Annotated in this window: 23 protein-coding genes; 9 read left to right on the top strand and 14 right to left on the bottom strand. The window is 61.9% G+C overall.

The features are described from left to right. Positions 1–195 precede the first annotated feature (195 nt). Positions 196–2,082, top strand: coding sequence for a potassium transporter Kup (locus tag PQR54_RS05210; protein ID WP_116117684.1), 1,887 nt, complete (start codon positions 196–198; stop codon positions 2,080–2,082). A 174-nt stretch (positions 2,083–2,256) separates the two neighbouring features. On the opposite strand, the gene PQR54_RS05205 is transcribed toward PQR54_RS05210, so the two are convergent. After that, positions 2,257–4,605: a Tex family protein gene (locus PQR54_RS05205; protein ID WP_408244371.1), complete on the bottom strand. Its 2,349-nt coding sequence runs from the start codon at positions 4,603–4,605 to the stop codon at positions 2,257–2,259. Positions 4,606–5,022: 417 nt separating this feature from the next. On the opposite strand from PQR54_RS05205, the gene PQR54_RS05200 reads away from it, so the two are divergent. From PQR54_RS05200 to yoaA, 3 genes are all read left to right on the top strand, one after another. Then, positions 5,023–5,904, top strand: coding sequence for a hypothetical protein (locus PQR54_RS05200; RefSeq protein WP_408244370.1), 882 nt, complete (start codon positions 5,023–5,025; stop codon positions 5,902–5,904). 126 nt (positions 5,905–6,030) lie between these two features. After that, positions 6,031–6,249 (top strand): DUF465 domain-containing protein, encoded by a 219-nt coding sequence (locus tag PQR54_RS05195; RefSeq protein ID WP_408244369.1) that lies wholly within the window; start codon positions 6,031–6,033, stop codon positions 6,247–6,249. Between the two features lie 64 nt (positions 6,250–6,313). After that, positions 6,314–8,584 (top strand): DNA repair helicase YoaA, encoded by a 2,271-nt coding sequence (gene yoaA, locus PQR54_RS05190; protein WP_408244368.1) that lies wholly within the window; start codon positions 6,314–6,316, stop codon positions 8,582–8,584. A 144-nt stretch (positions 8,585–8,728) separates the two neighbouring features. On the opposite strand, the gene PQR54_RS05185 is transcribed toward yoaA, so the two are convergent. Together PQR54_RS05185 and PQR54_RS05180 are read right to left on the bottom strand one after the other, a co-directional pair. Further along, complete coding sequence (locus PQR54_RS05185; RefSeq protein WP_083772052.1) at positions 8,729–9,004, bottom strand: hypothetical protein; 276 nt, start codon at positions 9,002–9,004, stop codon at positions 8,729–8,731. Positions 9,005–9,236: 232 nt separating this feature from the next. After that, the gene (locus PQR54_RS05180; protein WP_408244367.1) at positions 9,237–10,487 is read right to left on the bottom strand and encodes a JmjC domain-containing protein; all 1,251 of its coding nucleotides are present in this window, start codon (positions 10,485–10,487) and stop codon (positions 9,237–9,239) included. A 32-nt stretch (positions 10,488–10,519) separates the two neighbouring features. On the opposite strand from PQR54_RS05180, the gene PQR54_RS05175 reads away from it, so the two are divergent. Beyond that, positions 10,520–11,062, top strand: coding sequence for an FKBP-type peptidyl-prolyl cis-trans isomerase (locus PQR54_RS05175; protein WP_012433513.1), 543 nt, complete (start codon positions 10,520–10,522; stop codon positions 11,060–11,062). Here the strand turns inward: PQR54_RS05175 and PQR54_RS05170 are convergent. Then, positions 11,042–12,400: a hypothetical protein gene (locus PQR54_RS05170; RefSeq protein ID WP_408244366.1), complete on the bottom strand. Its 1,359-nt coding sequence runs from the start codon at positions 12,398–12,400 to the stop codon at positions 11,042–11,044. The two genes, PQR54_RS05175 and PQR54_RS05170, sit on opposite strands and share 21 nt — an antisense overlap. Beyond that, a complete protein-coding gene (gene mutS / locus PQR54_RS05165; protein WP_408244365.1) occupies positions 12,387–15,083 on the bottom strand; it encodes a DNA mismatch repair protein MutS in 2,697 nt (898 codons plus the stop codon). The genes PQR54_RS05170 and mutS overlap by 14 nt, the downstream gene beginning before the upstream one ends. Before the next feature lie 175 nt (positions 15,084–15,258). Here mutS and PQR54_RS05160 point away from each other — a divergent pair, with 175 nt between their 5' ends. Continuing rightward, positions 15,259–16,533: a tyrosine-type recombinase/integrase gene (locus PQR54_RS05160; RefSeq protein WP_408244364.1), complete on the top strand. Its 1,275-nt coding sequence runs from the start codon at positions 15,259–15,261 to the stop codon at positions 16,531–16,533. Here the strand turns inward: PQR54_RS05160 and PQR54_RS05155 are convergent. The 9 genes from PQR54_RS05155 to PQR54_RS05115 form a co-directional block, all read right to left on the bottom strand. After that, entirely contained in the window at positions 16,487–16,852 is a 366-nt protein-coding gene (locus PQR54_RS05155) for a helix-turn-helix transcriptional regulator (RefSeq protein WP_408244363.1), read from the bottom strand. The two genes, PQR54_RS05160 and PQR54_RS05155, sit on opposite strands and share 47 nt — an antisense overlap. Before the next feature lie 8 nt (positions 16,853–16,860). Further along, on the bottom strand, positions 16,861–17,274 hold the full coding sequence (locus PQR54_RS05150) for a hypothetical protein (RefSeq protein ID WP_408244362.1): 414 nt from the start codon (positions 17,272–17,274) through the stop codon (positions 16,861–16,863). Continuing rightward, on the bottom strand, positions 17,271–18,551 hold the full coding sequence (locus PQR54_RS05145; RefSeq protein WP_408244361.1) for a ParB/RepB/Spo0J family partition protein: 1,281 nt from the start codon (positions 18,549–18,551) through the stop codon (positions 17,271–17,273). Before PQR54_RS05145 ends, PQR54_RS05150 begins: the two co-directional genes overlap by 4 nt. After that, entirely contained in the window at positions 18,544–18,858 is a 315-nt protein-coding gene (locus tag PQR54_RS05140; protein ID WP_408244360.1) for a hypothetical protein, read from the bottom strand. The genes PQR54_RS05145 and PQR54_RS05140 overlap by 8 nt, the downstream gene beginning before the upstream one ends. Then, positions 18,848–19,093 (bottom strand): hypothetical protein, encoded by a 246-nt coding sequence (locus PQR54_RS05135; protein WP_408244359.1) that lies wholly within the window; start codon positions 19,091–19,093, stop codon positions 18,848–18,850. The genes PQR54_RS05140 and PQR54_RS05135 overlap by 11 nt, the downstream gene beginning before the upstream one ends. After that, positions 19,090–19,437, bottom strand: coding sequence for a beta-hexosaminidase (locus PQR54_RS05130; protein WP_408244358.1), 348 nt, complete (start codon positions 19,435–19,437; stop codon positions 19,090–19,092). The genes PQR54_RS05135 and PQR54_RS05130 overlap by 4 nt, the downstream gene beginning before the upstream one ends. Positions 19,438–19,443: 6 nt before the next feature. Continuing rightward, positions 19,444–19,629, bottom strand: a complete 186-nt coding sequence (locus PQR54_RS05125) for a hypothetical protein (RefSeq protein ID WP_408244357.1) — start codon at positions 19,627–19,629, stop codon at positions 19,444–19,446. Between the two features lie 25 nt (positions 19,630–19,654). After that, entirely contained in the window at positions 19,655–19,861 is a 207-nt protein-coding gene (locus tag PQR54_RS05120) for a hypothetical protein (protein ID WP_408244356.1), read from the bottom strand. Positions 19,862–20,456: 595 nt separating this feature from the next. Next, a complete protein-coding gene (locus PQR54_RS05115) occupies positions 20,457–20,957 on the bottom strand; it encodes a helix-turn-helix domain-containing protein (protein WP_408244355.1) in 501 nt (166 codons plus the stop codon). A 119-nt stretch (positions 20,958–21,076) separates the two neighbouring features. Here PQR54_RS05115 and PQR54_RS05110 point away from each other — a divergent pair, with 119 nt between their 5' ends. From PQR54_RS05110 to PQR54_RS05100, 3 genes are all read left to right on the top strand, one after another. Then, positions 21,077–21,304, top strand: a complete 228-nt coding sequence (locus tag PQR54_RS05110) for a hypothetical protein (RefSeq protein WP_408244354.1) — start codon at positions 21,077–21,079, stop codon at positions 21,302–21,304. A gap of 110 nt (positions 21,305–21,414) precedes the next feature. Beyond that, positions 21,415–21,930, top strand: coding sequence for a phage regulatory CII family protein (locus tag PQR54_RS05105; RefSeq protein WP_408244353.1), 516 nt, complete (start codon positions 21,415–21,417; stop codon positions 21,928–21,930). A gap of 14 nt (positions 21,931–21,944) precedes the next feature. Then, positions 21,945–22,307: a hypothetical protein gene (locus PQR54_RS05100; RefSeq protein WP_408244352.1), complete on the top strand. Its 363-nt coding sequence runs from the start codon at positions 21,945–21,947 to the stop codon at positions 22,305–22,307. Positions 22,308–22,402 lie beyond the last annotated feature (95 nt).

Below are 22,402 nucleotides of genomic sequence, written 5' to 3'. Positions count from 1 at the left end.
GGCTGTGCGCGCGCGCTTCGCAAACCGCGCATCGCCGATGCCGGCAATGCGGCTCGCACAGCAGACGCGCCCATATCGCAGTGCTACACTGCGCGGACCATCACGTGGTGTATCCACAACAAGCCGGGCGGCGCCATGCTGGCAGTTTAGAATGGCGGTCGTTTTTCCGCTCAGGGAACGGATTTCCTCGCGTTTATGACAGATAACAATCACGTGCACAAACAGCCTCTGCCTTCCCTCGCTCTCGCTGCGATCGGAGTGGTGTTCGGCGATATCGGCACGAGCCCGTTGTACTCGCTGAAAGAAGCCTTCAGCCCCTCTCACGGCATTCCGCTGACCGATCAATCAATCCTGGGTGTGATCTCGCTTCTGTTCTGGGCGATCGTGATCGTGGTCGGCGTCAAGTACGTGTTGTTCGTGATGCGCGCGGACAACAACGGCGAGGGCGGTGTGCTCGCGCTGATGGCGCTGGCGCTGCGCTCGCTCGACGAGAAGTCGAAAATGGCCGGCGTGCTGGTGATGCTCGGTATTTTCGGCGCCTGCATGTTCTATGGCGACGCGGTGATCACGCCGGCCATCTCGGTGATCTCGGCAGTCGAGGGTCTGGAAATCGCCGCGCCGCATCTGTCGCATCTGGTGCTGCCGCTCACCATGGTGATCCTCGTGCTGCTGTTCTGGATTCAGCGGCACGGCACGGCGATGGTCGGCCGTCTGTTCGGTCCGATCATGGTGGTGTGGTTCGCGGTGCTCGCGGTGCTCGGCCTGTGGCATATCCTGCAGTCGCCGAACGTGATCCGCGCACTGAACCCGTATTACGCGTACACCTTCATGGCCGCGCATGTGCTGCAGGCCTACGTGGTGCTCGGTTCGGTCGTGCTGGTGCTGACCGGCGCCGAAGCGCTGTACGCCGACATGGGCCACTTCGGCGCAAAGCCGATCCGCATGGCGTGGTATTTCCTGGTGATGCCTTCGCTGGTGCTGAACTACTTTGGGCAGGGCGCGCTGTTGATGCACGATCCGAAGGCCATCGAAAATCCGTTCTTCCTGCTCGCGCCGGACTGGGCCTTGCTGCCGCTCGTCGTGCTCTCGACGGTAGCGACCGTGATCGCTTCGCAGGCCGTGATTTCCGGCGCTTATTCGCTGACGAGCCAGGCAATCCAGCTCGGCTACGTGCCGCGTATGAAGATCCTGCACACGTCGGAACTGGCGATCGGCCAGATCTATGTGCCGGTGGTGAACTGGATGCTGCTGTTCATCATTCTGTGCATCGTGATTGCCTTCAAGAGCTCGGACAATCTCGCGGCCGCGTACGGTATCGCGGTGACGGCCACCATGGTGATCACCACGATTCTCGCCTGCGTCGTGATGGTGAACGTGTGGAACTGGAACAAGCTGCTGGTGGCGCTGATCATCGGCGTGTTCATGACGGTCGATCTAGGATTTTTCGGCGCGAACCTGCTGAAGGTGGAAGAAGGCGGGTGGTTGCCGCTCGGCATCGGCGCGCTGCTGTTCTTCCTGCTGATGACCTGGTTCAAGGGCCGCATGATCGTCAAGGAACGCACGGCCGCGGACGGTATTCCGCTTATGCCGTTCTTGCAGGGGTTGCTTGCGCATCCGCCGCATCGTGTGTCGGGCACGGCGATCTATCTGACCGGCAGCGATTCGCTCGTGCCGGTGAGTCTGCTGCACAATCTGAAGCACAACAAGGTGCTGCATGAGCGCACCATCTTCCTGACCTTCGTGACGCGCGATATTCCGTACGTGAACGACTCGGAGCGTGTGACGGTCAAGGATATCGACGGCGGTCTGTATCTCGTCAAGGCGGCTTACGGCTTCAACGAAACGCCGGACGTGAAGGCGGTGCTGCTCGAAGTTGGACGCACCCGTGACATGACCTTCGAGATGATGGACACGTCGTTCTTCCTCGCGCGCGAAACGGTGGTGCCGACGCAACTGCCAGGCATGTCGGTGTGGCGCGAACGTGTGTTCGCATGGATGCATCAGAATGCCGCGAAGCCGACGGACTTCTTTAGTATTCCGGCTAATCGGGTGGTGGAGTTGGGGACCAAGATCGAGATTTGAACGCAGCCGCTGATGCTCGAGCGCCCCACGCCCGAGGTGTGAAAAAAAAGCCCACGCAATGCGTGGGCTTTTTGTTTGGCGCTGGAGCGAGCGATCGACTGATCGGCATTGCGCGGTGCTCGACAAGCTCAATAAGCGCGCGAGCGAATCACGCGCCTCTAGTACAGCAAAAAATCACTTCTGCTTGAGCTTGGCGAAAGCAGCCGCCATCGCGCCGCCCGCTTCCGGCTCACGCGAGCGCTGTTGCTGCGCGCCGCGTCCGCCGCCGCCCGAACGACCCGAGCCGCCGCGATCCTGCTGGGCGCCGCCACCGCTGCGTGCCGCCGCCACACCGACCTCGTCGTCCATCCGCATCGTCAGAGCGATGCGCTGGCGTTTCACGTCCACTTCCAGCACCTTCACCTTGACGATCTGACCGGCTTTGACGACTTCATGCGGGTCCTTGATGAACTTCGTCGACATGGCCGACACGTGCACCAGACCGTCCTGATGCACGCCGATGTCGATAAACGCGCCGAATGCCGCCACGTTCGTCACGACGCCTTCGAGCACCATGCCCGGCGTCAGATCGCTGACCTTTTCGACGCCTTCACGGAACGTCGCGGTCTTGAACTCGGGACGCGGATCGCGGCCCGGCTTTTCGAGTTCGAGCAGAATGTCACGCACGGTCGGCAGGCCGAAACGATCGTCGACGAATTCCGCGGGCGAGAGGCCGCGCAATGCGTCGCGATTGCCCAGCACGTCGCCGACGTGCTTGCTGATTTTCGCGAGCATGCGTTCGACGACCGGATACGCTTCCGGGTGAACCGACGAGCGGTCGAGCGGATTCTCACCGTTGTTGATGCGCAGGAATCCTGCGGCCTGCTCGAACGTCTTATCGCCCAGACGCGGCACCTTGCGCAAATGCTCGCGCGATGGGAACGGACCGTTCGCATCGCGATAGTCGACGATATTGCGCGCCAACGTGGCATTCAGACCCGACACACGCGCGAGCAGGGCGACAGACGCCGTATTCGCATCCACGCCGACCGCGTTCACGCAGTCCTCGACCACCGCATCGAGCGAACGCGCCAGTTCGCGCTGATTCACATCGTGCTGATACTGGCCGACGCCGATTGCCTTCGGCTCGATCTTTACCAACTCGGCGAGCGGGTCCTGCAGACGCCGCGCAATCGACACCGCGCCGCGCAGCGACACGTCCATGTCGGGGAATTCCTTCGCCGCGAGTTCGGAGGCCGAGTACACCGACGCGCCCGCTTCGGACACGACGATCTTCTGCAACTTGAATTCCGGATGACGCGCGATCAGTTCGCTCGCGAGCTTGTCCGTTTCACGCGACGCCGTGCCGTTGCCGATGCTGATCAATTCAGCCTGCGTCTGCGCGCAAATGCGCGCGAGTTTTGCGATCGAGCCGTCCCAGTCGCGGCGCGGCTCGTGCGGATAGATCACGTCGGTGGCGAGCACCTTGCCGGTCCGATCGACCACCGCGACTTTCACGCCGGTGCGCATACCCGGATCGAGGCCGATCACGGCCTTCGGGCCGGCGGGCGCCGCCAGCAGCAAGTCCTTCAGATTGCGCGCGAACACGCGAATCGCTTCGTGCTCGGCTTCGTCGCGCAGATTGGTCAGCAACTCGTTTTCGATATGCGGCTGCACCTTCACGCGCCAGCACCAGCGGCACACGTCGGAGAGCCACTTGTCAGCCGGACGGTTCTGATTCGCGATGCCGAAGTGGCGCGCAATCAACGCTTCGCCCGGATGCGGCACCTGCGCGTCGAGTTCTTCGCCCAGACCCAGCTTGACCATCAGCACACCCGCATTGCGGCCGCGGAACAGCGCCAGCGCGCGATGCGAGGGCACGGTGCGGATCGTTTCCGCGTAGTCGTAGTAGTCGCGAAATTTCTCTTCTTCGGCGTGTTCCTTGCCTTCCACCACTTTCGACGACACCACGCCCTGGTTGAACAGGTAGTCGCGCAGCTTGCCGAGCAGATCGGCCGTTTCGCCGAACTGTTCCGAGAGAATGTCGCGCGCGCCGTCGAGCGCGGCCTTCACGTCGGCGACGCCTTTCTCGGCGTCCACGTAGGCCGCGGCTTCGGTTTGCGGGTCGAGCAGGGGATTGGCCAGCAGCGCGTCAGCCAGCGGCTGCAGACCGGCTTCGCGGGCGATCTGCGCGCGCGTGCGGCGCTTCGGCTTATACGGGAGATACAGGTCTTCCAGCACCTGCTTGCTGTCGGCGCCTTCGATCGCGGTGCGCAGCTCGTCGGTGAGCTTGCCCTGTTCGTCGATGCTGGCGATGATCGCGGCGCGCCGGTCTTCCAGCTCGCGCAGATACAACAGGCGTTCCTCGAGGTTGCGCAGTTGCGTGTCGTCGAGATTGTCGGTCACTTCCTTACGGTAGCGGGCGATGAACGGAACAGTCGCTCCTTCGTCGAGAAGTTGCACCGCGGCCGCGACCTGGCGCGGCTGGACGGACAGTTCGGCGGCGATGCGCTGTACGATCTTGAGTGCTACGGTTTCCGTCATAAGGTCTTGGTGTTCCTGCGGACTCAGTTCGGGGGCCGCGCGCTGACGCTACGTGAGGGCCACGTGTGACACGTCGGGGCACGCCGGGCGTGCACGCTGCGACCAGGTTGCTGGAGCGGGGCATTTTGCCATAAATGCAAAAGGGCTCAACCGCAGGGTGATAGAATTTCGGGCATGTTCCGCTGACCCTCTACGACGTTGCCGATCTCCTTGTTCCTCAACTGCCTGGGCTCCCGCTTGGTCTCTCGCTTGTCACAACTGCCGCCGTTTTTGTCGCCGGGTCTGGCACCGGGTTCGCCACGTTCTTCGCTCTCTTCGCTCGTATCGGCGCCGCGCTCCGTGTCCGGGTCCGCGTTCCTCTCATGTGGCGTGTTTTTCGCGTCGTGCGCGTCGTGTGTACTTGCCGTCGCGCTGTCGATGTCCACGCCGGCCGTGGCGCAGTCCGCGACGCCTGCGAGCAGCAGCGCCGCGCGGCCCGCAGGCGCCTTGACGCCGGCCGCCGCGTCGGGCGCGCAGGCCACCACGGGCAAGGGCTCCACGAGCGCCGAGAGCACGGACAGCGCCGGCAACGCGGTAGCGTCGGATAGCGATTTCGACGCACGGCAAAAGGTCCTCGATCAGCGCACCGAGGAGAACAACTACCGCTACGGCGTCGCGGAACACGACTGCTATAGCAAGTTCTTCGTCAATTCTTGCCTTAACAAGGCGCGCGACAGCATGCGTACGGTGCAGGCCGACATTCGCAAGGAACAACTCGCGCTCGACGGCGAACAGCGCACGCAGCGCGCTCGGGTGCGTGACGAACAGGCGGCGATCAAGCGCGCGCAGGACGAAGCGAACGCGCCGCAGCGTGCCGCCGACGACGCACGCAACGCGCAGGCGTACGAAGACAAGCAGAAACAGCATCAGATCGATCAGGCGCAGCGCGCCGCCGAGGCGCCGCAGCGCAGCGCGAATGCGCAGGCCTATCAGGACAAACTGCGTCAGCACGCGCTGGATCAGGCGCAGCGCGGCATCAGCCCGTCGCAGGCGGCGGCCAACCAGCAGGCGTACGATCAGAAGCAGGGCGACTTCCAGCGCAAGCTCGACGAGGCGCGTGCGCAAGGCGCGCAGAAGGCCCAGGAGCGCGTGGAGAAGCAGCAGAGCTTCCAGAAGAAGCAGGCGGACGCCGCGCAGCACAAGGCCGACGTGGAGGCGCGTCAGAAGCAGGCGGCCGAGAAAGCCGAGCAGAAGCGTCAGGATGCATTGAAACAGCAGCAACTCGAAGAGCAGCAAAAGCAGCAGCAACAACAGCAGTAAGCGTGCTGAAGGGGCCCTGAGCGAGCATGGCAGGGCCGTAGCCGCCGTAACGCGTTTTAAGCCGGACAGCAACCTCAGGCATCGGGCCGCACACGCAGCCCGCGCCGTCGACGAGAGGAGGCGAGCATGCGCGATCAACATCACGTCATCAACGCGGACACACTTCGCGACCGTATTCTGCAACTGGAATCGGAGCATAGTGGGCTCGATCGTTTGATCGGCCGAATGTCGGATGAGCCCGGCATCGACGACTTCGAGTTGCAGCGCCTGAAAAAGCGCAAACTCAAAGTCAAGGACACCATCATCTTGCTGCAATTGCAGCTCGAACCGGACGCACGCGCCTGAGTTCGCGGCCTGGCAGGCGCCGGGCGCGCGCCGCGCGAGCCGGACTTTGCAGGAAACGCTTGCCTTGAATTCACCGCTTGAAACTTCATCCCGTGCCACGCCGGGCGACGCATCTGGAGCCGTCACACCGGCGCCGCGTCCTGCCGCGTCCGCACTGAGCGCGTCGCTGAATCCACGCCGCGTCGCCGAACTCGACGAGATCTTCGCCGCCGACGGTTTGCTGGCCCGTCAGATCGACGGCTACCGCTCGCGCGCGTCGCAGATCGAAATGTCGCGCGCCGTGGCCGCGGCCATGGAAGCGTCGGGCCGCGCAATGCCCGAGCCCGCCATGTTCGAGGCGCACAAGCGCCCGGCGCGGCGTCTGCAGGGGGCAGGTGCCGATGCCGTCGCCGAGGCCGTTGAGAACGCCGAATCGGGCGGCCTCGACGGCAGCGAAAACACGCTGATCGTCGAGGCCGGGACCGGCACCGGCAAGACCTACGCGTACCTGGTGCCGGCCATGTTGTGGGGCGGCAAGGTGATCGTCTCCACCGGCACGAAGCACTTGCAGGATCAGCTCTTTCAGCGCGACATTCCGACCGTGCGCGATGCGCTCGCGGTGCCGGTGTCGGTCGCCATGCTCAAGGGGCGCGCGAATTACCTGTGCCACTACTATCTGCAGCGCACCGCGGATAACGGCCGTCTGCCGTCGCGCCAGGAAACCTCGTATCTGCAGGATATCGTGCGCTTCGCCAAGATCACGCGCACCGGCGACAAGGCCGAACTGGCGAGCGTGCCGGAAACGGCTGCGGTGTGGTCGATGGTCACGTCCACGCGCGAGAACTGTCTCGGCCAGGAATGTCCGCATTACAAGGACTGCTTTGTAATGCAGGCGCGCCGTGAGGCGCAGCAGGCGGATATCGTGGTGGTGAACCACCATCTGTTTTTCGCCGACATCATGCTGCGCGATACGGGCATGGCCGAGTTGCTGCCTACCGCCAACACGATCATCTTCGACGAAGCGCATCAATTGCCCGAGACAGCCACGCTGTTTTTCGGCGAGACGCTTTCGACTACGCAATTTCTCGAGCTCGCGCGCGATTCGGTGGCCGAAGGCTTGGGCCATGCGCGCGAAACGGTCGACTGGGTCAAGCTCGGCGCGACGCTGGAGCGCGCGGCGCGCGATGTGCGGCTCGCCTTCAAGGAAGACTCGGTGCGCCTGTCGATCGGCCAGTTGCCCGACGATCATCCGTTGTTCCCCGCGCTCGAAACGCTCGAAACCGAGCTTGATGCGTTGGCGTCCGCGCTGGCGGGTCAGGCCGAGCGAGCCGAATCGATCGGCGCGTGTCTGCGCCGCGCACGCGAGTTGCAAGGCGTGCTGGCCGGCTGGACCACGCCGCCCACGCAGACCGAACGCGAAGCCGCTGACGGCGCCTCTGCCGACGGCAAAACCGAGCGCGCCGACCCGAACGAAAAGGTGCGCTGGATCGAAGTCTTCTCGCATACGGTGCAGCTGCACGAAACGCCGTTGTCGGTCGCGCCGATCTTCGCGAAACAACGCGCCGGTGTGCCGCGCGCGTGGATCTTCACGTCGGCCACGCTGTCGGTGCGCGGCGATTTCACGCACTACGCCGCGCAGATGGGCCTGAACGCGAAGCGTTCGATGACGCTGCCCAGTCCCTTCGACTATCCGACCCAAGGGCTGCTCTACGTGCCGCGCAATTTGCCGCAGCCATCTTCGCCGATGTTCACCGACGCCGTCTTCGACGCCGCGTTGCCGGCGATCGAAGCATCGGGCGGCGGCGTCTTCATGTTGTGCACGACGCTGCGCGCGGTGGACCGCATCTCGGCCAAACTGCGCGACACGATCGAAGCGCGCGGCTGGGACTATCCGCTGCTCGTGCAGGGCGATGCGAGCCGCACCGAATTGCTGGATCGCTTCCGCTCATATGGCAACGCGATTCTGGTGGGCAGCCAGAGCTTCTGGGAAGGCGTGGACGTGCGCGGCGACGCTTTGTCGCTGGTGGTGATCGACAAGCTGCCGTTCGCGCCGCCCGACGATCCGGTGTTGTCAGCTCGACTCGAAGCGCTCACCAAGAAAGGCTTGAGCCCGTTCGCCGTGCATCAGTTGCCGCAGGCCGTCATCACGCTGAAGCAGGGCGCGGGCCGTCTGATTCGCGCTGAGACCGATCGTGGCGTGCTGATGATCTGCGATACACGACTCGTGGACAAACCGTATGGGCGCCGTATCTGGCAGAGCCTGCCGCCGTTCAAACGTACGCGTGAGATCGAGGTGGTGCGCGAGTTTTTTGAAGAGAGCGCGACGCCGGCGCAAGAGGCTGATCAGGCTGATTAGAATCAGTGAATGCCGCTATAAAAAGCGGCGCTTAAATGACAAAACGCCACGGATGTGAACCCGTGGCGTTTTGCTTTACTGCCCGGAAAATCGCGATGATTTCCCGATGCAGTTTTCGCCCAGAGGCGAACCCTATGCGACAGCTTACTGGCTTGCGCCCGAAGCCGGAGCAGCAGCCGAAGCAGCAGCGTCCGAAGCAGCAGCGCCTGCGTCCGAAGCAGCGGTCGTAGCCGAAGCAGCAGCGTCGCTCGCAGCAGCAGCAGCACCCGAAGCAGCAGCAGCCGAATCCGAAGCAGCAGCAGCCGGTGCCGAAGCAGCAGCTGCGTCGCTAGCCGGGGCAGCGGCTTGGTCGTTGCTCTTGTTGCATGCAGCCAGTGCCACAGCTGCCAACAGGGATGCTACGAGGAGGGATTTCTTCATGATCACGTCCTTTTATGGTTTAAAGGTAAGCAACAGCGCAAAATAAAACCGGTAATGTGCTCCAACACCGACCTGGGCCGCTGGTGGAGAAGCTCTTTTGACGAGCTCGAATCTTCCCTACGGCTTGGGCGGAAATTATATGCACTTTCGTACTGACAATCCATAAATCCGGGGTCAATACGTTGTCTTTCTCATACAAAATTTCACTGTACGGTATAGCAGGCAGGCAGAGTTACGCAAGCTCGCCCACTTGTATCCAGCCCGCACAATACCACTCGTGTAGCCGTGCTGTCACCGACGAATCGTGTGAGAGTGTTACAAAGCGTTTCGCACTCATACAGCGGTGATTTGCGAGGTCAAACAACCACTTTTTTGCGCCATTGAATGACGTTTCCTCTCCATTTACGAAGAAAAAACGGCGGTTGTACAACAAATTAGTCTTGCGGTCCAGCCGAATACCTGACTTCGATGCCTGACTGATGAAACGGGCTTCATTAAGCGGCCTTTGCGGCGGATCAAACACGACACTCGGCTTAGGTTCGCTGAGATACGTGCCAAGGAACGACGCAATATCCTGCTCATTCCATTTGATGCCAGCAAGGATTGCGCCAACCCTTTCAACCAACGCCGCGGGGAGTTCGGCCGGACGCTCGACGGCAGGTTGCTGCGGATCGCGATAGAGCGCGCCCGGCTGACCCGCCGACTCGCCGCGCTCGGCCAGATGGTAGAGGAATTGCCCAGTCAATTCGCTTGCCGAAGGGGCGCGAAAACCGATCGAACAGGTCATGCATTCGCCTTCGGCGATGCCGTCGTGCGCGATGTGCGGCGGCAGGTAAAGCATGTCGCCCGGTTCGAGCAGCCACTCCTCTTCGGGCTGGAAATTCTGTAAAACTTTCAAAGGCAAGCCGGCTTGCAGTGTCAGATCTTTCTGCGCGCTAATGCGCCAACGGCGCTTGCCTTTTACTTGCAAAAGAAACACATCGTAGGAATCGAAGTGCGGCCCTACGCCGCCGCCGTCGCTCGCGTAGGAAATCATCAGGTCGTCGAGACGGGCGTCCGGCACGAAGCGGAAACGGTCGAGCAGCGCGCGTGCGCGATCATCGTGGAGATCGACCCCTTGCACGAGCAGCGTCCATGCGCGCTGCTTCACCGAAGGCAGTTCGTCAGGCGCGAACGGCCCGTGTTCGAGCTGCCATTTATTGCGGAAATGCGTGATCAGGCGAGCTTCGACTTCGTCCTGATCGGTCAGTTCGAAGAATTCGTCGCGTGAAAGCGGCGCCTCGACGTTCGGAATCGCCTGGCGAATCAGCAGCGGCTTTTTTTGCCAGTAGCGGCGCATGAATTGCGACGGCGTCAGATTGCCGAGCAGCGGTGTCGGCGTGTCTGGCGAAGGCGGGAGAACCGGAGCAGCCGGCTTTGAAGCCGGCGATGAATCCCGTGCCGAAGCTGCGTCGGCCGGGTGGTCAGTGGGCCGCTTGGGCATCGTATAATGTGAGTTGTATTCTGGAGAATCGAATGAAAATCGCAAAGAACACCGTCGTGTCGGTCGCTTACAAGCTGTCGGATGCGCAGGGCAATCTGATTGAAGAAAGCGACGAGCCGATGGTCTATCTGCACGGCGGCTATGATGGCACGTTCCCCAAGATCGAGGAAGAGCTCGACGGCCACGAGGCCGGCTTCGAGACCCAGATCCAGCTCGAGCCGCAAGACGCGTTCGGTGAGTACGACCCTGATCTCGTGAAGATCGAGCCGCGCAATCGCTTCCCGGAACCGCTCGAAGTCGGCATGCAATTCGAAGGCACGCCGGAAGAAGGCGACGAGGACCTCGACTCGCTCGTCTACGTAGTGACCGACGTCGCCGAAGACAAAGTCGTGCTCGACGGCAACCATCCGCTTGCAGGCATGGCGTTGCGTTTTGCGCTGACGGTGAAAGACGTGCGTCCCGCTACCGAAGACGAAATCCAGCACGAACACGCGCATGGCGCCGACGGCCTCGAAGTCCTCGACGAAGACGAGGACGACGAGGAAGAAGGCAAGTCAGGGCCCACGCTGCACTGAGCTTGCAGGCATGCCGGGTACGCTTGAAGAAGCGCCCGGCATGCGCGGTTGAGTGACCGGGGCGGGCGGCGTCGACGTGGCCGGCCCGTAGCCACCGCCGCCCTGATCCGCCGGTATGCGCGGTTGCTGATCCAGTTGCAACTCTCCGGGCGTCTGCAACAGCGGCGGCAATTCCGACGCGGGTCCGAGCGCCGGCACAGCCGGCATCGAAGCAGCCGGTTCGTCGTGCGGCAGCACGGGTTGCGCGGTGGGCATCGGCATTTGCTTCGGCACATCGCGCACACTCACGCGGAACGGCGGTTTCCTGCCGAGATCGGCGTCCACCTGAATCCACTGGTTGAGACGATCATGCGGCGCGAGTGCGACTCGCGTGAGATTCGTCACCAGCATCCCCTTGTCATTGCGTAGCGGCTGATCGATCACGAAGCCGGCGCTTGCGCGTTCGTCGTCGCAATGAATCACGAGCACCGGTCCGCGGAAAATCTGCGCGAGCTTCACGAGGCTGCGTTTGAATTCCAGAAAACCGTCGCGGCGTGTGTTGCGTGCAAAGCGCAGCCATGCGAAACGGTCGGGCCGTTCGTAACGCTCCGGGTCCGGATCGCCTTGAATGAACACGACGATCGCACGCGCGTCGCGGCGTTTCGCATATTCACCGGCATGTTCGAGCCAGAATGCATTCGCTATCACGCGGTCTTCGAACTCGCCGTTGCGTCCGCCCGCGGTCAGATAGTGATTGTTCGGACTCGGCGCGTTCAGGCCGACGAACACCGTATCGCCCACTTGCCAACGCACGTTCTCGCGATACGGACGAAAGCGCGAGACTTCACTTTCACGCGTCAATGCGATCGGGTTCTGGCCCATCGAGGTGGCGTCGGCAAAAAGCGTTTGGCGCAACTGGTCGAGCCGTTCGGTCGGATCGAAGCCGCCGGCTTCGGCCGTGCCGCAATCGGCCCAGTCGTGCTGGCCGGGAATGAAGAAGAGGGCGGGCCGCGATGTTTCGAGCAGCGCGTGGCGCCGTTCGTAAAGCGCGTCGCGGCAAGCCTCTTTCGCGCCCTTCAGATTGCCGTCGTACACGATGAACGACATGTCGCGCTCGCGGCTGATCGCTTCGATCAACCGCTGCGTGGGCGCTTCGTCGGCGGCGCTCTGCATTGTGTTGGCGATGACCGCGAAGGTGTAGCGCGACGTGTCGGCGTAAGCAGCCGGCGCGAAACCTGACAACCCCGCGAACAGTCCAGCGAGCGGCACGCCGCCGCCCGTGAGTGTGAGGGCGAGGGTCAGCGCCGCGCGGAGTTTGCGCGGACGCTGCGAGGGCCTGTGTGCGTCAATGATCCGCATCCGGCGCGGCGGCCAGTTCGTGCAATTCGTACAGCAGATCGAGTGCTTCGCGGGGCCGCAGATCGTTCGGATCGATGCCGCGCAGACGCTCGACGAGCTCCTGCATGGCGGGCGGCACCGCAGGCTCCTCCTTCACATCGCGCTCGTCGTCCGCGTCTTCGAGCAGCATCGGCATGGGTGCGGCGAACATATCGAGTTGCGGCGCGGGTTGCGCGGCCGATTGCTGCTCCAGATGCGCAAGATGCTTGCGCGCGGCGCGAATCACCGCGTTCGGCACGCCGGCGAGTTGCGCGACCTGCAGGCCGTAGCTCTGGTTCGCCGGACCTTCGCTGACCGCGTGCAGGAACACGATACCGTGCCCATGCTCGACCGCCGACAAGTGCACGTTAGCGGCCTGCGGAAACTCCGCCGGCAACTGCGTCAACTCGAAGTAGTGCGTGGCGAACAGCGTATGGCAGCCATTGTGCGCGAGCAGATGCCGCGCGATGGCCCAAGCCAGCGCGAGCCCGTCGAACGTGGACGTGCCGCGGCCGATCTCGTCCATCAGCACGAGACTTTGCGGCGTGGCGTCGTTCAGGATCGCGGCGGCTTCGGTCATCTCGACCATGAAGGTCGAGCGGCCGCCGGCGAGGTCGTCCGCTGCGCCGATGCGCGTGAAGATGCGGTCGATCGGTCCGAAGGCGGCGCGCCGCGCGGGCACATAGCTGCCCACGTACGCGAGCAGCGCGATCAACGCGGTCTGCCGCATGAAGGTCGATTTACCGCCCATGTTCGGGCCGGTGATCAGTAGCAGTTTGCGCTCGGGCGTGAGCGAGCAGTCGTTGGCGATGAACTGCTCGACCTGCGCCTCCACGACCGGATGCCGGCCCTGTTCGATTTCGATGCCGGTGTTTGCCGAGAACGTGGGCGCGACCCAGTCGAGCGCGCGGGCGCGCTCGCCGAAGGCCGCCAGCAGATCGAGTTCGGCGAGCGCCGAGGCGACCCGCTGACAATCCGGGATGAAGGGCAGCAGCGCCTGCAGCAGCGCGTCGTAAAGCGAGCGTTCGCGGGCGAGCGCGCGTTCCTGCGCGGACAGGGCTTTGTCCTCGAACGTTTTCAGTTCCGGCGTGATGTAGCGTTCGGCATTCTTCAGTGTCTGGCGGCGGCGATAGTCGTCGGGCACCTTGTCGGTCTGGCCGCGCGTGACTTCGATATAAAACCCGTGCACCTTGTTGTATTCGACGCGCAGATTGCCGATGCCCGTGCGTGCGCGCTCGCGTGTCTCGAGGTCGATCAGGAACTGCCCGCAGTTCTCCGAAATATCGCGCAGTTCGTCCAGTTCCGCATCGTAGCCGCGCGCGATCACGCCGCCGTCGCGCACCATGGCCGACGGTTCCTGCGCGACCGCGCGCTTGAGCAGTTCGACGCAGGCTTGCGGCGGTTCAAGGGAAGCGTCGATGCGGGCCAGCGAATCCGCATTCGGCGCAACGGCCGCGAGCTGCGTGCGCAACTCGGGCAACGCAATGAAGGTATCGCGCAGGCTCGACAGATCGCGCGGCCGCGCGGACAGCAGCGCGAGACGCCCGGTGATGCGCTCGATGTCCGAGATCTGCCGCAGCGCGCCGCGCAACGAATCGACGCTCGCGCCCGGCGGCGCGTCGAGCAAGGCGCCGATCGCCTGCTGACGCGCCTGCGCCACCGCCGATTCGCGCGGCGGATGATGCAGCCAGTGACGCAGCAGCCGGCTGCCCATGGTCGTGCAGCAGGTGTCGAGCAGCGAACACAGCGTGGGCGATTCAGTGCCACGCAGTGTTTCCGTGAGTTCGAGGTTGCGGCGCGTGGCGGGGTCGAGGCCGATATATTCGGATTCGTATTCGACCTTCAGACTGCGCACGTGGCGCAACTGCTGGCCTTGTGTGGCCGCGGCATACAGCAGCAGCGCGCCGGCCGCGCCGCACGCGCAGGTCAGCGAATGCGCGCCGAAGCCGTCGAGTCCCGCCACTTCCAGCTGATCGCACAAGCGTTGCGTGCCCGAGGTAACGTCGAAGTGCCAGACCGGCACGCGGGTGAGGGCGCCCGCATTGACCGGCGGCGTCCAGCTCGCCGTGTCGCCTGGTGTGTCGGCAACGAGAATTTCCGCGGGACGAATGCGTTCGAGCGCGGCCGCCACCTGGTCGGGCGCGACCTCCGCGAGGCGCAACGCGCCGCTCGCCAGATTCAGCCATGCAAGGCCGACGCTGGTCGCCACGCCGCGCCGGTTATGCGCAACGCACATGGCCAGCAGATAGACATCGCTTTTGTCGGACAGGAGCGCGGCATCCGTGAGCGTGCCCGGCGTGACAACGCGCACCACTTTGCGCTCGACCGGGCCCTTCGACGTAGCCGGGTCGCCGATCTGCTCGCAAATCGCGACGGATTCGCCGAGCTTCACGAGCTTGGCCAGATATTGTTCGACCGCGTGATGCGGCACGCCGGCCATCTTGATCGGATTACCCGCCGACGCGCCACGCTGCGTTAGCGTCAGATCGAGCAGACGCGCGGCTTTTTCCGCGTCTTCGAAAAAGAGTTCGTAGAAGTCGCCCATCCGGTAGAACACCAGCGTGCCCGGATGATCCGCTTTGATGCGCAGGTACTGCTGCATCATCGGCGTGTGACTGCTAATGTCGATGCCTTGTACGTCAGGTTTTGCGCTCGTTTCGTCCATCTATCCTATATCCAGCAAGGCGCGAGGTCTTTTTGCATGTTTTTGTCTAAGCATGCCTACGTGCGATAGCACATTGCAAAACTTGAGCCATTAGCGTAGGTTTTGGGTCAGAAAATCTTTTCGACCTACGCCGGTGGCACTTTGCGAGTTTCCGGCAAAACCTACGCTGACTCACATGCACTTTGATGCTCGCGCGGCAAAGCAACTTGGGCCTGATCAACACCTCACTGTCGCCGATTGTCCCGGCTTACGCCTGGTAGCGACAAAGACGACAAAGAGCTGGACCTACCGCTATAAATCGCCCGTCAACGGGCGCATGAAGCAAACCAAAATCGGGGAGTGGCCGGCAATGTCGCCAGCTGCTGCGACGGTCGCTTGGGAAAAGCTTCGTGAGGCGCGCAATGAGGGGCAAGAGCCGGTCGCTAAGAAGCGGCAACCGGATACAGCCTCGATCGGCGATATGGTAACGCAGACGTCGAAATACACGATGGGAAACCTTTGTCGCGACTACCTCGTGGGGCATGTCGAGCGCAATCGCAAGACGAAAGGAGCGAATGAGATTGCGCGCATGTTCCGCACAATGCTCGGGCCGCTCGCCGACGTCGCCGCCGAAACGATGACCCGCGCGCAAGCATTCGACCTTATCGAGTCGCACGCCCACATTCCCGTTCAGGCGGCGAAGTTGCGCGCCGAGCTAGGAGCGGCGTGGGAATACGCGCACGACGCCGGCCGCCTGTCGCAAGATGCGCCAAACTGGTGGCGGCTGATCATGCGCGGCAAGCTGAAAAGCAAGGGGAAGACGATCGGCGGCAAGCGCGTGGGCAAAAAGCGGACGTTGACGGATGCCGAACTGGCGGCCTTGATTCCGTGGCTGCCGAACTTCAGTCGAAGTGTTTGCGACGCGTTGACACTTTACCTATGGACGGCCACGCGTGGCTCCGAGATCGTGGCCATGGAGGGTCGGGAGATAACCGAGGAAAGCGATGGGTGGTGGTGGACGATACCCAAAGAGAAGACCAAGAACGAGCGGCATGAAGGTGCTACCGACTTACGCGTCCCACTAATCGGTCGTGCGGAAACGGTGGTGCGCCGCCGGCTGAGCGTATATGGAAAGGGGCATTTATTCCCGCCGGCGAACGGAGCGGCGGCTCACATTGAGCAAAAGGTTGTGCAAACGGCGGTCCACTACCATCAGCCTTACTCAAGAACTAGGCCTGAGATGGTGCGCCCGCGTCTACCTGTAATCGTCTGGGCGCCGCACGATCTACGCCGCACTATACGAACGATGCTGGCGTCGATGGGGTGCCCCGACGAAGTGGGTGAGGCTGTGATCGGCCACATGCAGGAGGGTATCAAGGGCGTGTATAACCGGCACGCATATGATGCGGAACGCCGCGTATGGCTCACGCGGGTGTCGGAGCGGTTAGAGCAGTTGTCGGGTGGTCGTTGACCGATGCGGTAACCGACTTTTTGCGACGAGCGCCGGTGTTCGGCGGTGGAAGCAGATCGGAAATCGGTCGCTGCTCTGCCCACTCTTCAATCTCGCGAAGCAGCCACCCAACGCGCCGGCCGGACAAAAGTCTTGGCTTTGGGAACTGGTCCTGACGAACCAGCAGTTGAACGGTCGCCGGCGCGAGCGACACGATCGTGCAAACAGTTTCCAGGTCGAGATATAGCGGCTTGATAAGCGCGGTTTTCGTGTTAGCCATTTTTAGGGGCCTCGCGTCGACGTCGACTTTGCGTGCGGTGATCTGGTCTGGTTTGGTCACAACAGTTCTCATACCAAAGGATGCAGCGCGCGATCGAGCTGCATCAAACCGGTTTCGATAGACAGACGAGCCTGTTCGGCCCATGTGCGCGCTTCCTGCGCGGCTTTGTGCCGGCTATAGCTGCCGACCTCGTCGCATATCACGTCGAGCAGGCCGATGTCGGCACCGTGTGCGATGTGCTGAACCAATTGGCGGAGCTCGAGACGGAGGGCTGTGATCCGTTCGAGGGTGGCCAGTCGGGAATCCGACTGGCCTTCGTCCGTCTGGATCGCTTCGGCGGGCGCGAGCCCGCTGCCGTTGATGTCGTCGCTCGATGCAAGTGACCGGACGGCGCCAGCGCGCGAAAGCCGGTGGCGTTTATCCGCTGCTTCCCGCTTACGCGGCAGCGGGCGTGGGGTGAAAGTGGCCGGGCGGACCATCATTGAACTCTCCCTCGAGCTAATTCTTCGGTCCAGTCGGGATCCGGCGCGATCCACAGTTTCTCTAGCCATGCATGAATCGCTGGCATCTCTTTGGCGTTGCGAGTATTCCGCTGATCGAGTTGTTTTCGGAGCGACTGCACGGCACCGCGAATCGCCAGGCCGCGCGTTTTAAAGATTGCGGTGATTTCGCTCATCTTGAGCGCGCCGGAAGCGTGGGACGAGCCGACTGTGTAGGACGTTGCAAAAATCCAGCTGCCTTCCTCGGGCTGAGCAAGACGAATTTCAATTGGAGATTTGGCGCCGCGCTTCAGCGGAGGGCAACTCAAAGTCTCATGTGCAACGAAAACACCATGTTCGTTCGGCTGGTGAATCGGGTGCCGGGACCGCTTCGTTGAAACCGCGTCGAGCAGATCTGCGAGAGGTGATAATGCCGCGTGCACACCCGCAATAGTCCCCGGCGAAAGCTTGCCGAATATCGGATCATGAAGGACCGACTGCAGCGCCTGCAAAAGTTGCTTTGCGTGCACTTCGGAGATCTGCTTTGCAATGGGCTTCGGTGCGGCTGCGGCCAGCACCTTCGCAGTCACCTTGGTCTTTCCCGATTCCTTTGCCTTCGACGCAGCGGTTTGCAAGCGCTCTAACGCTTTCTCTCCACCGTGTGCGCGCACTTCCTCGATAGCCAGTGTCGACGCGACGACCTTGTCTCGAATCAGCTTGTGCAGAGCGACGGGCGCATTGGCGAGTAGCAGGACGTCTCTGATCGTCTGGTCAGTAACGTTGAGGCGTTTGCAGATCGTCGCGTTTGCTTCACCGAGCGCCTGCAGTTCGATGACCTTCTCGGCGAGTTGCAGCGGCGTCAGTTTCTCGCCATCGTTTGTATTAATGCCGGCGTAGATCAGGTTGGCGCGACTGACCGACTTGGCTTCGTCGATGACGACGGGGAGTCGGTCGATTGGCGCACCTTCCTCGATCGCGAGCAATGCGGCGTGGAAGCGGTGCTGGCCGGCGTAGACGAAGATTCGATCTTCGCCGCCGACCTTGCGGACGAAACAGCCAATCGGCTGTTTGCGATCGTATCCGTTTGCTTTGATGAGTTCTGCGAGATGGCGGACACGGTCCTGATCGAGCGGGCGTACGTTGTCGCGCGGGTCAAAATGAATCTCGCTCGGCGGTACGGTCCACAGGTCAGAAGATCCACCGCCGGCGGCCTTAACTGCGGCCTTCGTGTTGCCAGTGACGATCATTGCGTCGAGAACGAGCGGGCTGGTCCTAGCCATGATTCGCCTCCAGCGTGGACTGGATTCCACCAACATCGGCAAACGTGGCATCCGGGGCATAGTGAAACAACGTGCCGTCAAACGGAGCGATAGTCAGGCCGGCGAGCCAGTACACGAGCCGTTCGTCCGAGCGTCGGATGGCTTGGCGCACGACCGTACCTCGCACCAGCATGTGTAGGTCGAGACGGAGCGCATGTCGATCGGCATGTGGCAATGCGGCCTCGACATTGTCGATCGTCAGCGGTTCACGCTGGCCGGCTAAAAATGCGATCAACGCTTTGCAGATTGGAGAGAGGTCATTGCGCATGGCGCCTCCCGAAAAGTCTCACCGACCATGCGAGCAGAAACGGACGTGCGAAGCACAAAGCACAGAATCCCGCGATCGCGACAACGATGAGCTTGCCGGCTGACACACCAGCGAACAGCCACAGAATTGCGTCGACCAGACCGAGGACAAAGCCGATGTGTCGTTGCTGAGCATGGCCGGTAAGAAACCACACAGCACAGCATGTGGTGATGGCGACGAGGAGGGCGAAGGTCATGCAGCCTCCTTCACGCGCAGTGCGCGCCGCTTGCGCTTTTTCGCCTTGGCAATCGTCGTTGCGGCAATTGATTCGGCCCGCTTGCGAAGATTTTTCTTGATCGCCGTCGCGCAGTCGTCCTCGTTCGGATAGGAGATCGATGTTCCGACGACATCCGTGCCGTCGAGGATCATGTAAAGCGTGTGCACGCTGTCAGCAAGCGGTCTCCGTGCGACAACATACTTTCCGACCATGACCGGCGTTGGGGGGCGCGGTGCCATCGGATCGTAGTGGAATGTCGAGCGTAGACCGATGGTGTCGCGCCGTGTGGGCTCCGGCGGAGCGTTGAGTTTTGCTCTTGGCATGTGGCGTTAGTCCGTATCGCCAGCGGCAAGACGCTTGCCGTCCAGCGTTGGTTGTTTGGGCTGCGCTTGCTTTTTCCTGAGCTCGGCACAATTGGCGAGGCAGATTCGAAGCGCGGGATTGGTGATCGCGTCGATGGCGGAGCCGGCCAGATGGCGGAGGCGGTGTTCCCGAGCGATGTCGGCATTGGTCACGGGGAATCGCCGAGTCATCGAGCGGCTACACCGTGGCGCGGACGGGAGCGTGTGTCAGCGCCGTCGGTGGCGAAACCGGGATATTGATCACGATCACGATGAATGCGGCGACGAATACGCCGCGCCAAACGGCAGAGTTCTCAAAGTCACTTTGCGATCGTGTCTGGCAGTTCTGCATTTCGCAAAGCCAGGCTTGACGAGCTCGTCTGGCTTGATCGGGTAGGGAATCCATGTGATCTCCGCAATGAGACGCGCCGGAATGGCGGGCTTCGGATCCAAGTATCCCCGTAAGGATATTTAATGTCAATCCCCAAAGGGATATCCATGCCCGGAGGGGCTGCGGATTGGGCGTTTTGCCTTTGAATTTTTTCTGAAAATACCCGCTCGGGGATTGGGCTTACCCGGTTGGGCTTCCCCGGCGGAGCAGCCAGTTGACGGACAATTGGCCGGCGATCATCAGGAGGCTGTCCAGCCAGGCGAGATCATTCAGGTATGTTGCTGCCATAAACGCGATGGCTACGAGCGGGGCAAGTTTCGCTATGCCTCGCTGATTCCGCCGCCCACGGCTTGGCGAGCTGCCGTGGTTCCGCAGGATTGCCGATAGTCGATCTAAAGAATCGGCCAATGGGATGGCGAAGTCTCTTTCGATGCCTTGGGTGGAGAATTCGACGGTCCCGTCAGGTAGGACTATGGCGAGAGCATAGGCAACGGGGGCAGCGGGATTGCTCGTGCGCGTGAGACCCATTAGGACGTCGCGCACAGCGCGTTGGCGAGAGGCGACGTTTTGCGCGTCAGGTGAAATTGCGGAATCGGGAAAGTGGAGAACTTTACCTGACGCGTTTGCGGCCTCGATTCCCCGGAACGGCTTGGTCGTGGTTTTCATTGATGCTCAACGAGTCTTTGGAAATTGGACGTTGAGCGGCTTGGCGATTGCGATCTTCCTGGTCTTTGGATTGAGTCAGCTTTTGAGAAATCGAAAGCGTCTCGCTGCTTGTCAGGTCGGGCTGGGCCATAACGAAGTCGATGTAGCTTTGGATTTTTGCCCGCTCGGTTGCGGGTAATTTCGCGAACCGCTCTCTGTCGATCTGCAGCTCTGGGCTCGCGTCCGCATCATCCAGCAAACGGCCTGGCTCAACCCCAATCGCGATTGCCAAAGCTGCCACGATGCCTATCTGCGTATCTACATTGCCCGCTAAAACACGTGCGACGGAACTCTGTGAAATGCCGGCTCTGTTGGCCAGCTTTGTCTGGGTGTCGACGGCCGGGTTCCGGCTCATGTGAGCTCGCACGTTTGCCGCCAACACTTCCCTGATTGGTTTCCTTTTCATAGGGCCAATCATGCCGAATGCGGATACCCCTCGCGGGATATTTGATGGCGATGCTACTCTTGAGTAAATATCCCTAAGAGGATATGATCGCGTCGATCTCATTGTTTGAGGAATGAAAGATGGCTCAGGAAAAAATGCTCGACGCCGTCCTGCGACAGTTGGCCGAAACACGCGGCACCTGGCCGGAAATCTCGGAGCGCAGCGGTGTGCCGTACCAGACGCTAACGAAGATTGCCTGTCGCATCCACGCAGATCCGCGCGTCTCCACCGTACAGAGTCTGTTCGACTATTTCGCTGGTCGGCCGGAGCATCCGTCGACGACTGAAAGCTCTCACGCGCCCTACTGACATTTCTTGCGGGCATGTCGCGAAGAGGCGCGGAAGCCTGCATGGTACGAGAGCCTTTCATCGGTAAACAGTATGGAAAACCACATTTCTAAAGAGAAACCGGAGGGCCTATGACCTGCAGATATAGCGGCACTGATTGGCTCGATGTCTTGTACACGGCCGTACGCAGTACCCCAGGCGGAGTCGCGGACGCAGCGGCATTCCTGACCAATCGTCGTGGCAAGAGCATTGGCACTGAGTCGCTGCGCCTGCGCCTGCGCGGCGAAGGCGAAAACCGCCTGTCCATGGAGATGTTTGAGTTGCTGCTCGAGTGGATGGAAGAGAAGCGGCAGCCGCAATACCTTGATGCACTTTGTGCACTCAATGAGCGATTCGGCTTGAGCGCCAGTCCGGCAACAGAGCAGGACTCGAACGGCACCGTCGAGGCTATTGCGCGAGCGGCGTCGCAAGCCGCCCAGCGATCTGGCGATGTCTCGAGTGTGGTGATCGATGCGATCTCGGATGGTCACATCACCCAGCATGAAGCCGACTCCATAGCCGTGGCTGCAAGGGAGAACCAGAGGTTGCTCGATCGGCTGCTGCGCACTGTGCAGGCCGTTAGCAGGATGGGACGTCGCTCAGCATGAGGTTTTGCGCTGGAATGTCATGCTGCAACCCACACCGCGAGCGCGTCGAATTGTCATGCGACGTCAACCAGCAGCTCGCGTGCGGCATGTCCGCCCTGCAGTGGGTCGCCGATCGGGATCCTCATCAGGTGCCCCAATTCCTCGCATCACTCATCAATACCTTTCCGACCAACCTCGCGCTGATTCGCCAGGCAGCATTACGCGCGGCGGTTGTTCCTGTGTTCGTACAGCGGGCCGCATCCATCTGCGCGGCGCTGCCGACAAAATCCGAGCGACATGAATTCAGGCGCCAACTGGAGGGCGGGCTCTCGCCTGCCGATCTGGAGCGCTTCGATCAGCTCATGTCGGCGGAATGGCGCCGCCTTCGCGGCAAGTAATCAGGGGGACGCCAAAGTGACTTTGAGCGGTGCGAGTTCCTTGCTTCGCCGTTGTAACCCTTCGTTCGGGCGCCTGTCGTCCGGCCCACAGACGT

Origin of the sequence: Paraburkholderia phytofirmans, assembly GCF_046028095.1 — a bacterium.
Taxonomy (GTDB): Bacteria; Pseudomonadota; Gammaproteobacteria; order Burkholderiales; family Burkholderiaceae; genus Paraburkholderia; species Paraburkholderia phytofirmans_A.
Note: the sequence above shows the minus strand (reverse complement) of the source record. Positions and strands in the feature narration are given on the sequence as shown.

What these genes read in the sequence shown, in the direction of transcription:
- PQR54_RS05210 (WP_116117684.1), top strand. Translation starts at nt 196, where the DNA reads ATGACAGATAACAATCACGTGCACAAACAGCCTCTGCCTTCCCTCGCT.
- PQR54_RS05205 (WP_408244371.1), bottom strand. Translation starts at nt 4,605, where the DNA reads ATGACGGAAACCGTAGCACTCAAGATCGTACAGCGCATCGCCGCCGAA.
- PQR54_RS05200 (WP_408244370.1), top strand. Translation starts at nt 5,023, where the DNA reads ATGTCCACGCCGGCCGTGGCGCAGTCCGCGACGCCTGCGAGCAGCAGC.
- PQR54_RS05195 (WP_408244369.1), top strand. Translation starts at nt 6,031, where the DNA reads ATGCGCGATCAACATCACGTCATCAACGCGGACACACTTCGCGACCGT.
- PQR54_RS05185 (WP_083772052.1), bottom strand. Translation starts at nt 9,004, where the DNA reads ATGAAGAAATCCCTCCTCGTAGCATCCCTGTTGGCAGCTGTGGCACTG.
- PQR54_RS05180 (WP_408244367.1), bottom strand. Translation starts at nt 10,487, where the DNA reads ATGCCCAAGCGGCCCACTGACCACCCGGCCGACGCAGCTTCGGCACGG.
- PQR54_RS05175 (WP_012433513.1), top strand. Translation starts at nt 10,520, where the DNA reads ATGAAAATCGCAAAGAACACCGTCGTGTCGGTCGCTTACAAGCTGTCG.
- PQR54_RS05170 (WP_408244366.1), bottom strand. Translation starts at nt 12,400, where the DNA reads ATGCGGATCATTGACGCACACAGGCCCTCGCAGCGTCCGCGCAAACTC.
- mutS (WP_408244365.1), bottom strand. Translation starts at nt 15,083, where the DNA reads ATGGACGAAACGAGCGCAAAACCTGACGTACAAGGCATCGACATTAGC.
- PQR54_RS05160 (WP_408244364.1), top strand. Translation starts at nt 15,259, where the DNA reads ATGCACTTTGATGCTCGCGCGGCAAAGCAACTTGGGCCTGATCAACAC.
- PQR54_RS05150 (WP_408244362.1), bottom strand. Translation starts at nt 17,274, where the DNA reads ATGATGGTCCGCCCGGCCACTTTCACCCCACGCCCGCTGCCGCGTAAG.
- PQR54_RS05145 (WP_408244361.1), bottom strand. Translation starts at nt 18,551, where the DNA reads ATGGCTAGGACCAGCCCGCTCGTTCTCGACGCAATGATCGTCACTGGC.
- PQR54_RS05140 (WP_408244360.1), bottom strand. Translation starts at nt 18,858, where the DNA reads ATGCGCAATGACCTCTCTCCAATCTGCAAAGCGTTGATCGCATTTTTA.
- PQR54_RS05135 (WP_408244359.1), bottom strand. Translation starts at nt 19,093, where the DNA reads ATGACCTTCGCCCTCCTCGTCGCCATCACCACATGCTGTGCTGTGTGG.
- PQR54_RS05130 (WP_408244358.1), bottom strand. Translation starts at nt 19,437, where the DNA reads ATGCCAAGAGCAAAACTCAACGCTCCGCCGGAGCCCACACGGCGCGAC.
- PQR54_RS05120 (WP_408244356.1), bottom strand. Translation starts at nt 19,861, where the DNA reads ATGGATTCCCTACCCGATCAAGCCAGACGAGCTCGTCAAGCCTGGCTT.
- PQR54_RS05115 (WP_408244355.1), bottom strand. Translation starts at nt 20,957, where the DNA reads ATGAAAAGGAAACCAATCAGGGAAGTGTTGGCGGCAAACGTGCGAGCT.
- PQR54_RS05110 (WP_408244354.1), top strand. Translation starts at nt 21,077, where the DNA reads ATGGCTCAGGAAAAAATGCTCGACGCCGTCCTGCGACAGTTGGCCGAA.
- PQR54_RS05105 (WP_408244353.1), top strand. Translation starts at nt 21,415, where the DNA reads ATGACCTGCAGATATAGCGGCACTGATTGGCTCGATGTCTTGTACACG.
- PQR54_RS05100 (WP_408244352.1), top strand. Translation starts at nt 21,945, where the DNA reads ATGTCATGCTGCAACCCACACCGCGAGCGCGTCGAATTGTCATGCGAC.